This window comes from Exiguobacterium sp. UBA3491 (assembly GCF_002377745.1).
GTDB lineage: Bacteria > Bacillota > Bacilli > Exiguobacteriales > Exiguobacteriaceae > Exiguobacterium_A.
The window spans coordinates 266,857-281,613 of sequence record NZ_DFQK01000012.1 but is presented as its reverse complement, the minus strand read 5'-3'; the positions used below and the strand labels follow the sequence as shown (position 1 = coordinate 281,613).

General features: G+C 46.9%; 14 protein-coding genes and 2 pseudogenes. 5 read left to right on the top strand and 11 right to left on the bottom strand.

The features are described from left to right. Positions 1 to 38: 38 nt before the first annotated feature. The 3 genes and pseudogenes from B4F99_RS04490 to B4F99_RS15485 form a co-directional block, all read right to left on the bottom strand. Positions 39 to 740 (bottom strand): CoA transferase subunit A, encoded by a 702-nt coding sequence (locus tag B4F99_RS04490; protein ID WP_029341303.1) that lies wholly within the window; start codon positions 738 to 740, stop codon positions 39 to 41. Positions 741 to 765: 25 nt separating this feature from the next. Next, a pseudogene (locus B4F99_RS15490) lies at positions 766 to 1,473 on the bottom strand (GntP family permease); the annotation flags it as partial. 86 nt (positions 1,474 to 1,559) lie between these two features. Then, positions 1,560 to 2,205, bottom strand: a pseudogene (locus tag B4F99_RS15485) (GntP family permease); the annotation flags it as partial. Positions 2,206 to 2,444: 239 nt separating this feature from the next. On the opposite strand from B4F99_RS15485, the gene B4F99_RS04480 reads away from it, so the two are divergent. The 3 genes from B4F99_RS04480 to B4F99_RS04470 are packed head-to-tail and all read left to right on the top strand — an operon-like array spanning position 2,445 to position 4,201. Next, a complete protein-coding gene (locus B4F99_RS04480; protein ID WP_214855457.1) occupies positions 2,445 to 3,560 on the top strand; it encodes a GGDEF domain-containing protein in 1,116 nt (371 codons plus the stop codon). A 55-nt stretch (positions 3,561 to 3,615) separates the two neighbouring features. Further along, the gene (locus B4F99_RS04475; protein ID WP_214855455.1) at positions 3,616 to 3,783 is read left to right on the top strand and encodes a hypothetical protein; all 168 of its coding nucleotides are present in this window, start codon (positions 3,616 to 3,618) and stop codon (positions 3,781 to 3,783) included. Between the two features lie 13 nt (positions 3,784 to 3,796). Continuing rightward, positions 3,797 to 4,201 carry a DUF350 domain-containing protein gene (locus tag B4F99_RS04470; protein WP_023467822.1) on the top strand — a complete coding sequence of 135 codons (405 nt, stop codon included), beginning with the start codon at positions 3,797 to 3,799 and terminating at the stop codon, positions 4,199 to 4,201. A gap of 143 nt (positions 4,202 to 4,344) precedes the next feature. On the opposite strand, the gene B4F99_RS04465 is transcribed toward B4F99_RS04470, so the two are convergent. The 5 genes from B4F99_RS04465 to trhA all read right to left on the bottom strand — a co-directional run bounded on the left by B4F99_RS04465 (position 4,345) and on the right by trhA (position 9,197). Continuing rightward, positions 4,345 to 4,899: a hypothetical protein gene (locus tag B4F99_RS04465; protein ID WP_214855453.1), complete on the bottom strand. Its 555-nt coding sequence runs from the start codon at positions 4,897 to 4,899 to the stop codon at positions 4,345 to 4,347. A 783-nt stretch (positions 4,900 to 5,682) separates the two neighbouring features. Beyond that, positions 5,683 to 5,943 carry a hypothetical protein gene (locus tag B4F99_RS04460; protein ID WP_214855450.1) on the bottom strand — a complete coding sequence of 87 codons (261 nt, stop codon included), beginning with the start codon at positions 5,941 to 5,943 and terminating at the stop codon, positions 5,683 to 5,685. A 21-nt stretch (positions 5,944 to 5,964) separates the two neighbouring features. Then, positions 5,965 to 6,663 (bottom strand): ribose-5-phosphate isomerase RpiA, encoded by a 699-nt coding sequence (rpiA, locus tag B4F99_RS04455; RefSeq protein ID WP_290755578.1) that lies wholly within the window; start codon positions 6,661 to 6,663, stop codon positions 5,965 to 5,967. A 42-nt stretch (positions 6,664 to 6,705) separates the two neighbouring features. Next, complete coding sequence (locus B4F99_RS04450; protein ID WP_290755576.1) at positions 6,706 to 8,430, bottom strand: M3 family oligoendopeptidase; 1,725 nt, start codon at positions 8,428 to 8,430, stop codon at positions 6,706 to 6,708. Positions 8,431 to 8,549: 119 nt separating this feature from the next. Then, the gene (gene trhA, locus B4F99_RS04445) at positions 8,550 to 9,197 is read right to left on the bottom strand and encodes a PAQR family membrane homeostasis protein TrhA (protein ID WP_053453003.1); all 648 of its coding nucleotides are present in this window, start codon (positions 9,195 to 9,197) and stop codon (positions 8,550 to 8,552) included. A gap of 112 nt (positions 9,198 to 9,309) precedes the next feature. Between trhA and B4F99_RS04440 the strand changes: the two genes are divergently transcribed. Further along, positions 9,310 to 9,825 carry a DUF1836 domain-containing protein gene (locus B4F99_RS04440; RefSeq protein ID WP_214855441.1) on the top strand — a complete coding sequence of 172 codons (516 nt, stop codon included), beginning with the start codon at positions 9,310 to 9,312 and terminating at the stop codon, positions 9,823 to 9,825. 54 nt (positions 9,826 to 9,879) lie between these two features. After that, positions 9,880 to 10,845, top strand: coding sequence for a DUF4003 family protein (locus B4F99_RS04435; RefSeq protein ID WP_290755574.1), 966 nt, complete (start codon positions 9,880 to 9,882; stop codon positions 10,843 to 10,845). Between the two features lie 78 nt (positions 10,846 to 10,923). On the opposite strand, the gene B4F99_RS04430 is transcribed toward B4F99_RS04435, so the two are convergent. The 3 genes from B4F99_RS04430 to B4F99_RS04420 form a co-directional block, all read right to left on the bottom strand. Next, positions 10,924 to 11,193: a hypothetical protein gene (locus B4F99_RS04430; protein WP_035408622.1), complete on the bottom strand. Its 270-nt coding sequence runs from the start codon at positions 11,191 to 11,193 to the stop codon at positions 10,924 to 10,926. Positions 11,194 to 11,254: 61 nt separating this feature from the next. Beyond that, positions 11,255 to 13,009 carry an EAL domain-containing protein gene (locus B4F99_RS04425; RefSeq protein WP_290755572.1) on the bottom strand — a complete coding sequence of 585 codons (1,755 nt, stop codon included), beginning with the start codon at positions 13,007 to 13,009 and terminating at the stop codon, positions 11,255 to 11,257. A gap of 32 nt (positions 13,010 to 13,041) precedes the next feature. Beyond that, a complete protein-coding gene (locus B4F99_RS04420) occupies positions 13,042 to 14,676 on the bottom strand; it encodes a sensor histidine kinase (protein WP_290755570.1) in 1,635 nt (544 codons plus the stop codon). Between the last annotated feature and the right edge of the window lie 81 nt (positions 14,677 to 14,757).

The following is a 14,757-nucleotide window of genomic DNA, read 5'->3' as shown; positions in this document are numbered from 1 at the left end:
TGATGATTTCTCGTGTCGTTTTCATATCCGTCTCCTCCTCAAGCTTCCCGGACAGTCCGGCGTTCAATGCGTTTTTCATAATCCGTTCCAACAACGATGCGCTGGACGTAGACAGCAGGTGTGTGGATCTCGTTCGGGTCGAGTTCACCGACTTCGACCAGTTCTTCGACTTCAACGATCGTTACTTTGCCGGCTGTCGCGACGATCGGGTTAAAGTTGCGTGACGTCTTCCGGAAGACGAGATTCCCGAGTCGATCTGCTTTCCATGCCTTGACGATTGCAAAATCGCCGACGATTCCTTCTTCGAGCAGATACGTTTTTCCGTCGAACTCCTTTTGTTCCTTTCCTTCAGCAATCGGTGTCCCGACGCCTGTTGGTGTATAGAAACCAGGAATACCAGCACCACCGGCACGGATACGTTCCGCTAGCGTACCTTGGGGAACGAGATCGACTTCGATCTCGCCACTGAGGTACTGTTGCTCGAACGTCTTATTTTCCCCGACATACGACGAAATCATCTTCTTGATTTGTCGCGTCTGCAAGAGGAGACCAAGTCCAAAATCATCGACACCACAGTTATTACTGACGACCGTCAAATCCTTGACGCCCTTCTCTTGCAACGCGGTAATGGATTTTTCCGGGATTCCGCAGAGTCCGAAGCCCCCTACGACTAGCGTCGCCCCGTCAAAGATGTCTGCTGTCGCTTCCGCGAATGATGCGTATACTTTCCCCTGTTTCATCTGATGATGCCCCCTTTAAAAATCCTTAGTACAAGCCAGTCAAGCTATACAATCCAATCATCAAGAAGACCGTCACTGTCTTGAGGATCGTAATCATGAAGATGTCCTTATACGACTGACGGTGCGTCAGTCCCGTGACCGCTAGCAACGTGATGACGGCACCGTTATGCGGTAACGTATCCATCCCACCGGACGCCATCGAGATGACGCGGTGCATGACTTCCGGTGGTACGCCACCCGATGTGATGGCTTGCGTATATTTATCCGACATCGCACTTAACGCAATCCCCATTCCACCCGATGCGGAACCGGTGACGCCGGCAAGCGTCGTCGTCGTGACGGCTCCGTTGACGAGCGGATTCGTGAATGTCTCCAAGATTCCGCTTGAGACGGACTTAAATCCTGGTAACGCCGCGATGACGCCACCGAATCCATACTCAGCACCTGTATTCATGACCGCTAAGAGCGCACCACCGATACTGACGTTCAGACCAGCTTGGAAGTTCGTCTTGATCTTCGGGAAATCATAGAGCATGGCTGCGAGAATTCCGATCAATAACGCCATTTGGACAGACCAGATCGCAAGAACGGCTGGTGTCTCGATCTTTCCGAATGCTTCTAGACCGATTGCTGAAAAATCGAATCCTTCTGGATACCATTTCGGAATCGAGAGTGTAAAGACTTTGTTCATTACGGCAACAAGGACGAGTGGGACAAAGGCAAGGACTTGGCGATAGACTGGTTGACGATCCGTCTCGAGCGTCATTTCTGGTTCGTTCTTCAACTCCATCTGCGGTGCAGTACTTGCCGCTGTCGCTTCGAATCCAGCGTACCCTTCACCCGCTTGATGGGCTTTTTTCTTGCGTGACTCGAGATACCACATGCCGACGACTAAGATGAACAAGCCACCGACTGAACCCATGATCGGCGCAGCGTAGATATCCGTTTTGAAGAACGTCGTCGGAATGACGTTCTGAATCTGAGGTGTTCCTGGTAAGGCATCCATCGTGAACGTGAACGCACCAAGGGCAATCGTTCCCGGAATGAGTCGTTTCGGGATGTTTGCTTCGCGGAACAAGTTCGCAGCGAACGGATAGACAGCAAATACGACAACGAATAAGCTGACGCCGCTATATGTAAGAATGGCGCCAAGTAAGACGATGGCAAGGATAGCGCGCTTCGCACCAATCATACGAATGATTGTCTTTGCGATCGACTCCGCGATACCGGACATCTCAACGACTTTTCCGAAAATCGCTCCGAGGAGGAAGACCGGGAAGTATGCTTTGATGAAGCCGACCATCTTTTCCATGAAGATATTTGAGAAGAATGGTAACACCCAGTCCGGGTTCGTCAGTAAGACGGCGAACAAGGCACAGATTGGTGCAAATAGGATGACCGAAAAACCACGATAGGCAACGAACATCAATAAAGATAAGGCAAGAAGAATGATGACGAGTTCCATGAGTAAGATCTCCTTCAAATTTAGTAAGCGCTTTCATACCGCTTCTTCATCATTTAACAATGCAGTGTCGAGGAGGTCAATCAAATTCCCTAAAACCATAAGTTCACATTATAGAAATCATAAGTTCACATTATAGACACAATTGATGGGAAGAGTTTATTTTTTCGATAAACAGGAGTTAGTCCGTTTATGGCGTATATTTCTTAAGTAACGTACTTTTTCGAAAGGATGGATGATTCATGAAAAGCATCCTTTTTGACGTCTTACATAACGTGACGCTATTAATGGCTGGTTTTTATCTACTTGGAAAATTATCACCGCTTCCGATCACGCGAGAATCTCCACGTCTCACCCGCGTCCTGTATGGTCTTGCCCTGAGCATTATCTCCTTACTGCTCATGCAGATGACAATCGAAGCAGCCCCCGGCGTCATGATTGATTTGCGCCATGTTCCGGTCATTGTCGCCGCCTACTTTGGAGGCGTTATTCCAACAACGATCGTGACGGTCGCGATCATTGTTTATCGCTTTAGTCTGGGAACGAACTTGGCTGCATTCACTGCATTTGGTTTCATCGTCGCTATCGCCCTCGGAACGAGTCTGATTGTTCGTGAAATGCCTCCTTACGCAAAACGGACCTTTACACTCGTGACGCTCTATGCGACGGCTTTGCACGCCCTTGTCTTATGGATCGTCTTACCGAAACAAATCCTCTTACTCGAGGTCATGTCGGTCGTCATTCCCGCTTCTTTCGTTAGCAGTTGGCTCGCCCTTTTGATCATTCGTGATATCCGCCTGACGAAACAGTCGTTACGGGTGCTTCGGCAGAAAGCACAACTCGACTTTTTGACGGGATTGAATAATTCACGTGCTTTTAATGAATACTTCACGGATCTCAAACAACGATTGATCTTGAACAAACAGTCCATCGTGTTATTGACGATCGATATTGATCATTTTAAACGGATCAACGATACGTATGGACATGAAGCGGGTGACGAAGTGCTACGTCAGTTTGCTAGCCGACTGCGTGATGGCGTCGCAGAGAGCGGGTATTTATCTCGTAACGGCGGTGAAGAGTTCTCCGTCTTGTTTGAAGGCGTTCCGCTCGCTGAAGTGATTCCTTTAGCAGAGCAATTACGTGAACGTATCGCCTTCAGCCCATTTCGATTGACGACGACCGATCTGCCACTTACAGCATCATTTGGTTTAGCCGCTTTTGATGAGACGACATCTCAAATCGACCATCTCTTACCGGATGCGGATGCTGCGCTTTATCAAGCAAAACAACAAGGACGGAATCAAGTCGTCCTGTTTTCTCCTAATTCAGATTCTGCCGTCAGCTTCCAAGAATAACGATGGACGTCACCTCTGAAATCCGCTACCTTTAAAGTAGAGGCAGGTGATTGATATGAAGTTAACAAAAGGTCCTTATATCCTAATCGGTCTTCTCTTAGGACTCGTGTTCGGATTCATTGGTGACAACTTCTATTTGTATGTATCAGCAGGCATTTTCGTCGGAGCACTGCTTGAATTGTATGTCGCATACGAACAACGTAAAAAAAATAAAAAATCATGATGGAGGTACCAACATGACATTCAGTGATCTATTCCTTTCAACGCTCTCGTATATCGGTGTCGCGACCGTACTCCTTGCCATCGGTGTCGTCCTGTTCGAGGTGACGACGAAATCGAAGGAGCTCGAACTCATCCGTAACGGGAAGAAAGCGGCCGTCTACGCCTTCGGTGGACGTATTCTTGGTCTTGCCATCGTTCTCTATTCGAGTATTTCGAACTCCGTCAGCATTCTCGATATGGTCTTATGGGGTGCACTCGCAATCGTCTTACAAATCGTCTTGTTCTATCTCGCGGATTTACTAATCCCACGTTTAAGCATGACAAAAGAGATTGATGCGAACAACGAAGCAGTCGGCTTGCTGCTTCTCTTCTTATCGATTTCGATCGGTTTGATCATTGCAGGATCGCTTACATATTAAAACACATGAAAACAGCCCTGGATCCATTGATCTAGGGCTGTTTAGTTTATGATCAACTACTTATTTCGTATTACAAAGAAGGGATTTCTCATAGAGACATGTCTTATACATTACTACATTCTTATCAATTAGCGCTTAACATATTAGGACCAGACTGTGGTGATCTCTTTTTCAAACATGACGGCTTCGCCTTCTTGTGAACGCCCGACCTCATCTTTTATATGACATGCAGGTGTGACGACCTCATTCCAAACGCTCTTCAAGTAGTTTGCTTGATCGATGTTCATCGACTCCTTACCATGCATGTTGCTCGCAACATATTCGAGCGCCTCGATATAAGAAGTATAGTTCTTTGCTACTTTCCGTAAAGATTCTGATTCTGGATCATCCGACTTGAATTGGAAGGACTGTTCGATATCGTGCATCGTATCAATCTTTGCCCTCAATTCGCTCATTGTCGACTTCTTTGTGATGGAATCTCCCGTTGAATAAGGTGCAAAGCTAGCCATATATCGCATCGATCTTTCGATGTAGTCTTTTCGATTGACTGAATTGACGGTCTTAGCATCCATCAGCACTTCATGCTTTCGTTCTATATAGGGAGTTGTGCGAGGGATGTATCCTGATTTATATGAATAGATGCCTCCCCCGATCAGTATAATCGCTGTCGAATAAAAGTATAAATAGCGTTTTTTCAAAATATGCCTCCTTGATGTTACGGATTTTTCATACCTTATTTCGACTCTCGATCCACGATGAGCCATTTCGAAATTATTATATAGAGAGGATAGCTTGACAATACCAGGATTAAGATGAGGCCAAGAACAGGGCTTGGCGTATCTCCCCCATTTTTGATTGGAATGATTCGGCTAGTGATGTATGTGAATAACATATAGTAGACGAACCAGGAGAGGCAGATGATTCGTTCAAACGACTTATGTAGAGTGGATTTGAAAGTGATCTGTCTAATCAAAAAAGGAATACTGATTAAAGAGATCCATCCAATCATGATATTCAAAGTCCAAAACATACCTGAAGACATATTCGTAAGTCTCATGATTCGATTGATATTTAGCANNATGATTTGCAACGGAACGAATAAAGCGACGGCATACAAAAAGCTCGATATGTTGATGTTAAAAAACGTCTTCACTCAATGAATCTCCTCTCGAATCGCATTGGATATAATCCACATCTTATCAGAAAGCAGTTTAGGAAAAGAGGGTTTGAGAGTTGTTTTTCACTTTTGTTCAATGCGTGAAGTAAGATAGTTTTATTTTACATAATAGTCATGACTCTTACTTTGCACCTCTACTGAATGATGAGACCCAGCTCAGTCGTTACATAGACTAGAGTTCTTAGAGGTTCATGAGACGAAAATGATATATTATTAAAAACTTCAATTATAATTAAAACGGCTAAAGCCCGTTTAAATCTTGGACTCAAGCCGTTTAAATACTTCTTAGCTAATTACTACTTTTCTATTTTTCCAGCTCTTCTAGCTCTGTCCGCGAACGCGGGAACCCATTCGCTTGCCACTCGGCTCGATAGATCGAATCGAGTTTCGTCAATCCGACCTCATCCGGGTCCTTCGCAGCATCTGGACTCGGATCCTGATCGAGATGGGCTAAATATTCACGTAGTGCATCTGTTTGTGTGCCCTGTTCCCGCTTCCTTAACAAAAGTAGACTCGTTCCGGCAATGATGCCAGCTCCAAATAAATACCGTTTTTTCAAGCCCATACGGTTTCCTTCTTTCTTTTCTTAAACCAACCCACCACCGTCACGCAGGCGAGGATGCGCGATGCGTTTGACCTTTCCCTCTTCGACCGTCAGGACATGATCGGGTTGTCGCTCGAAGTAACCGGTCTCGAGTACACCCGACCAACTCTTCACTTCTTTTGCGAACACTCGGACGTCCGAGATGGCAGATACATCGACGTCAAGAATCACGTGACCTCCATCTGTAACGAAGGGACGATCGTCTTTCAGCCGCAACGTTGCGGAGACATGCTTATCACGCAACCGTTGTCGTACATACGGTAAGGCAAACGGATCCAGTTCAACCGGTAACGGTCCGCTTAAATGATGGACGAACTTCGAGGAATCGGTCAGATAGAGCAATTCCCGACTCATCAGTGCGACAATTTTCTCGCGAAATAGTGCACCGCCACCACCTTTGATCGTTTGAAATCGTCCGTCAATCTGATCAATCCCATCGATCGTCACATCGATTTCCATTCCCTCTTCCAAGTCGATCAACGGAATGTGTAACTGTTCCGCGAGTCGGACCGTCGCAAGTGACGTCGCCACACCTTGAATCTGTAGTCCCGCCTGCACAAGTGGACCAAGCGCCTCGATGAACCGTTCCGTCGTCGAACCCGTCCCAAGACCCACTATCATCCCATCTTTCACGTAAGTTAGTGCTGCCTCAGCGACTAATTGTTTCTCCTGTTCATACATCCGCATCCCTCCCTACATTTCTGTTCCCGTTTTGATTCGTCTTCAATCGACGGAGAGAGAGGATTCCGTTAACGTCAGATACTGCTCAATCGCCTGGACGAGCGGTTGCTGAGCTTCGACCCAAAACGCGACAGATGTCGGATCAGCATCGAGATGACTTTTAACAATCTCATCGATCGTCGCTTGACCGGAATCATGCATGACCGCTTCAAAGACTGCCGAAAATTGACTCGGATCCGCTTGAACCGTCTGATACAGACTATTGCTGAGCAGATAACCGATCGTGTAGGGAATGTTGTAGAACGCAAGATTCGGATTGAACAAGTGACTGATGTACATCCATTTATAGCGCGCCGGTTCAGGCAATACCGGACCATAGGCTAACCGTTCTTCCTCTTGCAGGAGTTCACTTAACCGTTCGGCACTGACCGTCCCTTGCTGACGTTCCGCATAAAAACGTTGCTCGAACCGGAACATTCCGGGAACGATGCTGGCATATTTTAGCCCCTCTCGAATCTTGACCTCTAGGAGAGCAAGTACTTCCTCGCGCTCCGTCGTCTCTTTGATCGCAGCATCGAGGACGAGATTCTCCATGAATGTTGAAGCCGTCTCCGCGATACTCGTTCCTTTGACTTGGTTTAAATACGGTTCATCTTGCAGAACATAATTATGATAGGCATGACCGAATTCATGAGCAAGTGTCGCGACGTCTGGATAACTGTCACGGTACGTCATGAAAATCCGGCTCTCTTTGGCAATCGGAAAGGCAGCGCAGAATCCGCCTTCCGCTTTTCCGGGACGATTCTCCGCATCGACCCATCCCTCGTTAAACACGTTTTCAGCAAAAGCACCGAGCTTTGGATTCAACTGTTTGAATTGTTTGCTTACGATTGCCTGTGCCGTCTCAAACGGAACATGCCGCGCAGAGCGGTACGTGCTCGTCTCAAAATCATGCCATTCTCCCGTCACCTGCTCTGCCTGGACAATCTTGCGGGCATAATAGGCGTGAAAGAGGTCTCGGTGCTGATCGAGTGCTTCGATCATCGCTTGTAAGCTCGCTTCTGAGATTCGGTTCTGCTCAAGCAACTCTGTCAATGGTTGCTCCCAGTTCCGCATCTTGTAGGATTGCAATCTGAAGCCGGAGATCCGGTTCAAGATCGTCGCAAACAAATCAGCTTCTTTGGCACAAGCGGCGTCAACTGCAGTTGCTGCCGCTAGACGAGCCGAACGACCAGGCGCGAACATCGCTTCATGCAATCCTTGACCGATCGTGACTTGCTTCCCGTTCAAGTCGACCCGTAACGCCACAAAACGCTGATCGTAAAGTTGTCCCCAGCCTTGGAACCCGTCCACACCGAGATCCTGTAACAATTGTTCTTGAACCAGTGGTGCACGACGGGACTGAATGTCACGGCGTTCGTTTAAGAAAAAGGCGTACGGTGAATCCGTAACGAGCGCTTCCCACTCTTCTTGTGACAGTACTGCGATCTTTGTATCGAGTGCTGCCACTTCGCTGCGTACCATCGCTTGGACGACTTCGATCTCTTCAAGCAATGGATGGACTTCTACGCGCGTGACATCTTCAGCGTACAGACAATAAATGAAGTCACTCCATTCTTCGACGTCGCGCGCGACTTGCTGATAACGCTCGACCTGTTCTGCCACATCAATCGGCCGATTCGACAATGCTGTTTGTATGGAAGCGATGCCTGCTTTGACGTCATCAATCGTATAGAGTGTTTCTAATTGCCATCGTGTGTGTTGCATGTGATTTCCCCCTTTTCGTGATCTTTCCGTTCTTTCATTCGGGAGGACACTCGACTTCTCCTGTATTTTCCATATAGATACAAAAAACTCCTTCAGTCATTGACTAAAGGAGGACATCATCACAACACGAAGAAGTAGACACATAGGAAATGCGCTAGACTACCGAGTAGTACGAAGATGTGGAAGATTTCATGGAATCCGAGATGTTTAAACGATAAGACACGCGGCTTGAGTCCATAGATGATGCCACCGATCGTATAGAAGATACCACCAAGGAATAATAGACCGATGCCGAGCGGTGATAAGACTTGCGCGAGTGGTGTGATCGCAAATACCATGATCCAGCCCATTCCGATGTAGAGCGTCGTCGATAACCAGCGTGGACTGTTGAACCAGACTAATTTGAAGGTAATTCCGGAAACAGCAATCAACATGACGATGCTAAACAAGACCCAACCCGTCGGACCATTCAGACTGACAAGACAAAACGGTGCGTAGGAACCGGCAATCAACAAATAAATCATCGAGTGATCCAATCGTCGCCAGATCGCAATCGCCCGGTCGCTCGCAAGGACCATATGATACGTTGCCGAAACAGCATAGAGTGCCATCATGCTGACCCCAAAAATAATCGCTGCGACGATGGCAAGTGATGCTCCACGTTCTAACGATGCTTTAATGACGAGTGCGAGTAATCCGACAAAAGCAAAGACAGCCCCTCCCAGATGTGTTAATCCATTAATCGGTTCTCTCATATAAGCTTTCACTTTCGTTCCCCCTCTGATATGTAGTTTTGAATACTACATGGCGTTATATACATATTCTATCATATGATGAAGAAGTAGAAAGTCCTATTTTAACGATTTTGGAGGTTTTTTTATGACACGTTCTGACGACACGAGACATGATCGTCAATTACAGCTTGCAGATATCCCGAACATTGATCTTTATATGGATCAAGTCATCCAACTGTTTGAGCGGACATTCGAGGAAACGACGCGGAATACGGATGAGACAATCTTGACGAAGACGATGATCAACAATTATGCCAAAAAGAAATTATTTTTTCCAGTCACGAATAAAAAGTATACGAAGGAGCACTTGATTTTAATTAGCTTGATTTATCAGTTGAAAAGTTCGTTTTCGATCAATGATATCAAGACGATCCTAACGCCCTTGAACGAAGGCATCGAACAGAATCAACTCGATCTTGAAGACTTTTATCGCACTTACCTTGAACTGACAGAACGAAATACAGCCCGTTTCGTCACCGAACAAGATGCTCTTACCGCCTCGACGACCGATCCACTGGAACAGATTTTAGCGCTGGCTCATATGAGTAATCTGTACCGGCGTGCAGCGGAACAATTGATCGATACCCAACTAAAAAAATAAGATAACGCTTTCACTGCGTGATACACTATAAGAAAAAACAGAGGAGGAACAGTCATGGAGATGGCGACGACTTTCTTGCGACAACTGAATCATATCGCCCCAGAATTCAGAACGTATCAGGACGGTATTCTCATCGAATTGGCATTCGACCGGACGATCGGAACGGAGCAGGTTTCCGCAAGTGTATTGCTTGAGACAGCAGATGACTTAAAAATACGCTTGCGTACACAAACCACCCAGGCATTATTGCTTGCTTCGAAGATTCATGCCTTTGACGCCCACACACCGAGCCGCATCGCCGAGATGATGTCGCTTCACGGCTATTTTAAATCGCATCGCTTGTCGCATCCCTTGAATGCCTACTCTACTGCCCTGTTCATCAGCCGTCTTACTCCACAGGACGCGGTACTTGAACGAACGGTACAATTATACACACGCCTCAAAAAACAACATCGGTTCATCGTGTCACCGCTATTGATTTCTTTCGTCTATTTTCACGCTACGACACGCGGTGAGTTAGACGAACTCGCCTCGCGTATCGAAACGGTCTATCAACGACTCAAACGACGGTTCGGACGCGCTCAACAGACGTATGTCGTCGCCTTGATATTCGCTTTATTGCCTGAAGACGATTGGGATCGCTATATCGCACAAGTGGAGTCATCCCGTAAGATACATCGTAAGCATCGTGTCCCGCTGTCATTCCACGGCATGCTTGCGTTACTCGGTGATCCCAATATTCATGCTTCGGCACTCCAACAGATGGCAGAGGCGTTACGCTCCGATTTACATTTTAAATACCGGAAAGACTTAGTCTATTTGACAGCAATCCGATTGTATTTAAGTCAACAAACGATCCTGCAACAGCTCTTCCCATCTTCGATTCTCCCACCGGACGGCACCGACGCGATTCCGTTCTTACTCTTCCCTGTTGATTTGACCGACACGTCCCATGCGACAGACGGCGGGATCGACGGAGGATTTGATGGTGGAAGTGATGGCGGTGGGGGTGGCGAGTAATCTTTTACTCCATCAAAAAAAGGCAATCGATATCCAGCATTTCTGCCGGACATCGATTGCCCTTTATTTTAGTCATTCTTAACCTTGTTGGTTCTCTTCATCGGATGGCTCGACATCGCCATCTTCATCAGAAGCGTGCGACAAATCGGGTGCCTCTTCACTTGAAGCTTCGTCATCTGGTCGTTCTGTTTTCTCAGCTTCTTGATCTTGATGCTTCGTTTCTTTTTCATCCTTCGATTTTTCCGGAACCTCCGTATTGTCTTGCGGGTCACGTCCGGCAATCTCATCCTTCGTCATCCGGTTTCCTGAAGTAATCGGGTCCGTCTCTTTATCATGTTGATCAGCCATTTGGCATCCCCCTTAAAATGTACTTGTTCCACATTTTAATGTATTCCCGACTGAAGAACGGTTAAACCTCAGCACGCCCTCGAACGATGTCCTCGATGAGTAATTGTTCAATCGGCTGAGGGTGATGGACCTCGTAGCCTTGCACATAAAGTTGCTCATCCAACACTTGAATCTGTTGCAATTGCGCCGCGGTCTCGACTTCCTGAATCACGAGCGCGATGTTTAACGTCGACGTCAAGGAATGAACAGAGCGAATCATCGAACGCTCTAACTGATTTTGAACGAGTCGACGTGTAAAGATTGGATCGAGCTTGACTGCTTGGACCGGTAAACGCAATAACGAATTAAGTGACGCGTAGTGACTACCGAAATGATCGACCGTCAGACGGTAGCCTGCTTGGCGCAGCTGCTCCAAACGTTTCATTGCAAAACGACGACGCGTCTGCAATACTTCCTCCCGGATTTCAAGAATGAGTCGTTCGCCCGGGAAATACGATTCTTCTGTCAGTCTAAGTAATTCTGAAAAGAGTTGATCCGACTCGAACTGGCTTGCCGATAGATTGACTGCGACGGAAATCTTACGTCCAAATGTCTCCTCCAAGCGCCGTTGATCCAGGATTGCCTGACGGATCGTAAATCGACCGATGTCTGGGAAAATCTCCATCTTCTCGGCAATCGGAATAAAATCCGTCGGACTGACGAACCCAAGCACAGGATGATTCCAGCGTAGAAGCGCTTCAACCGCGACGTAGCGTTCTTGTTTCGCATCAACGATCCATTGATAGTAGAGCTCGAATTGTCCCCGTTCTAGTGCATGCGAAAGCTCTGATTCAAGAACTGATGCAAATGGATGCTGTTCCGCCTTCCGATTTGGATTAACAAATGAGGTTCGCTGTTTCCCCTCGTGTTTGACTTGTTGCATCAAGGCTTCTGCTGCATAGATTTGTATCTGGCGACTTGCCATATCACCGGTCAGAAGACTGACGCCAGATGATGCCGTCACCTGAATCGGTTCGGCTGCAACACCAACGATCGGTTGCTCAATCGCTTCCGTGACGATGCGAGCGTAATCTTCCGCATATTGTTCGAATTCCTGTTCCTGTTCAAGTGCTGCTAAGACGACGAATTCATTCCCATCCATTCGACCGACGACATGATTCGGTAAAGGAACATATTTCAGCCGATTCGCGATTTCGCGTAGCACTTCGTTCCCTGCCCGGTATCCATGCGTCGCATTGATCGCATGGAAACGATCGAGGTTCAACACCATTAAGAAAGCAGGATGAATCGTCACACTTGAGATCAGTCGATTCATGTACCGTTCGTTATAGACATCTGTTAGCGCATCCTTGATGACATACGTTTCGACGTTGATCGATTTACTAATGATATCCGCATACCGCTCGACGAGCGCGATATCCTGCTCCTTGAAGTCGAATGGTTGATCATCAAAGGCACATAATGTCCCGATTTTTTCATTTTCCGCATTTTTGATCGCTACTCCCAAAAAGCTACCGTTCCCAAGAGCTTTCGTGACCGGATGATTGACGGTCAATGGATCGTTGAGCAATTCATTGATCGAGAGCTTCCCGTCCGTCTCATCGACGACCAGCTTACAGAGGACATGTTGGAAGACATGGGTCGAGCCTTCTTCGATCAACTGACGTTCTTGATTGATTGCCTTGACGACAAAGTTGCTATATGAATCATTTAATGCAAAAAACAACGTGTTGACGCCAATCCGTTCACTAAGTTTTTCAAGAATCTCTTCGACGAGCGGATGCAATGCTTCATAACGAATGTGTGAATTATTCACCGTGTCTTCCTCCTTTCTGAGTCTGTAGTCGGTCATGCGTCGAGCGGGAGTTGAATGATGAAGGTACTGCCCTCTCCTTCCGTTGATTGGACGGAGATAGCTCCACCATGATCAAGCACGATCATCCGACAAATCGCGAGTCCTAAGCCCGTTCCACCGATTTTACGTGTATCCGAGTTATCTGCTCGGTAAAACTTATCAAAGATGTAAGGAAGCGCTTTTTCTGGAATACCAAGCCCTTCATCTGAAATCTCAATTCGTAATTGATCTGACTGGTTTGATCCTTTGATCCGAATCTCGCCGCCTTCGGGCGAATATTTAATCGCGTTCATGATCAAGTTCGTAAACAGTTGTTTCATCTTCTCACTGCTGGCTGAAATCGTATAGGATCCCGGACTAAATTGGACACTTATGCGATGTGCGCGACTCGCAAGATCGAACATCGGCTTCATCTCGAACATCAATTGTTTTAAATCAAGTAATTCTTTTTGTGTTCCATGTGTCGAGTCTTCCCCTTTTTGAATTTCCAGGATGTCATTGATCAATTCCGCCAATCGAACGGTTTCCGAATGAATCGTCTGCAAATAGCGTTTCTGCCGATTCGGATCGACTTCTCGTTTCATCAATAACTCCGTGAAGCCCATGATCGAAGAAAGCGGTGTCCGCAACTCGTGCGAAACGATCGAGACGAACTCTGCCTGCTTAAGATCGAGCTCCTTGTCTTTCGTCACGTCACGTAAGACAAGCATCATCCCCCATTCAACGTTCGCAATTGCAATCCGCTCAGCATAGGCACTGAGCAACAAGTTCCCCCGGAATGCCGATAACTCGATCGTTTCTCCCGGAATATCCCCGTTCATCAGTTGACCGATGTAATCATGAAGTGCTTCCGGCTGATCGACATGTTCAAACAGAGACGTCGCCCGTTCATACGCGTGACGGAACCCTTGCGCCTGATTGACGAGCTTTGGTGGAAACATATTCAATAAGGCCTGGTTCGCATAAATCTGCTCCCCACTACTCTCGATATATAGGACAGCTTCCCGAATCGAATCAAGTAGCTGATACGTCTTGATTTTTTCATGCTCCATTTGATGGAACAGGAGATGGCGTTCAAGCGTCATCCCAAGTTTTCGTGATAGATCAAGTAAATCCCCGACTTGTTCTAAATTGAACTGGGCGAAGGGATGGCGGATGTATAGCAGTCCGACGACTTGTCCGTTGCTTGGAGACTGTACGGGAATTGCTGACTCGAACTGGTCGCCGAGTGGCAATTGGACCGATTTACGCATGACGAATGCGCGACGCAAGACCGAATATTGATCGAGATCTTTTTCGATCAGCTCCATATCGTCGATCCCTTGTGCGACGAAATGATTTAACTGCTCCCGCCGGTACAAAAGGATAGCTCCTTCTTCTACCTCAAGCAGTTGCAACAAGATCATCAAGACAGTCTCGCAGGCTGCTTCAACATTTTGTGTCGCCAACGCTTCCATGATTTCATTGCGTTGCTTCAATTTCACTTCGACTTTTCGTAAATCCTGTTGTAATCGATTGATTTCACGTTGATCGAGTGATGTGAGTCGTGCCTCAGTTGATTCCGGAACCGTTCCTTGGCGCAATCGGTAAGGACGATCCTTCGAGTGGTCGCGTAAAATTCGTTTCAACGTGTATCCTCCTTTCTGATTTCATTCATGCTTCAAATTATATCACGGTCCGTACCGTATCAACAGTCCAACACTACCTTC

Bases quoted from the DNA above. Each gene is read 5' to 3' on its own strand.
- B4F99_RS04490 (WP_029341303.1), bottom strand. From the start codon at position 740: ATGAAACAGGGGAAAGTATACGCATCATTCGCGGAAGCGACAGCAGAC.
- B4F99_RS04480 (WP_214855457.1), top strand. From the start codon at position 2,445: ATGAAAAGCATCCTTTTTGACGTCTTACATAACGTGACGCTATTAATG.
- B4F99_RS04475 (WP_214855455.1), top strand. From the start codon at position 3,616: ATGAAGTTAACAAAAGGTCCTTATATCCTAATCGGTCTTCTCTTAGGA.
- B4F99_RS04470 (WP_023467822.1), top strand. From the start codon at position 3,797: ATGACATTCAGTGATCTATTCCTTTCAACGCTCTCGTATATCGGTGTC.
- B4F99_RS04460 (WP_214855450.1), bottom strand. From the start codon at position 5,943: ATGGGCTTGAAAAAACGGTATTTATTTGGAGCTGGCATCATTGCCGGA.
- rpiA (WP_290755578.1), bottom strand. From the start codon at position 6,663: ATGTATGAACAGGAGAAACAATTAGTCGCTGAGGCAGCACTAACTTAC.
- B4F99_RS04450 (WP_290755576.1), bottom strand. From the start codon at position 8,430: ATGCAACACACACGATGGCAATTAGAAACACTCTATACGATTGATGAC.
- B4F99_RS04440 (WP_214855441.1), top strand. From the start codon at position 9,310: ATGACACGTTCTGACGACACGAGACATGATCGTCAATTACAGCTTGCA.
- B4F99_RS04435 (WP_290755574.1), top strand. From the start codon at position 9,880: ATGGAGATGGCGACGACTTTCTTGCGACAACTGAATCATATCGCCCCA.
- B4F99_RS04430 (WP_035408622.1), bottom strand. From the start codon at position 11,193: ATGGCTGATCAACATGATAAAGAGACGGACCCGATTACTTCAGGAAAC.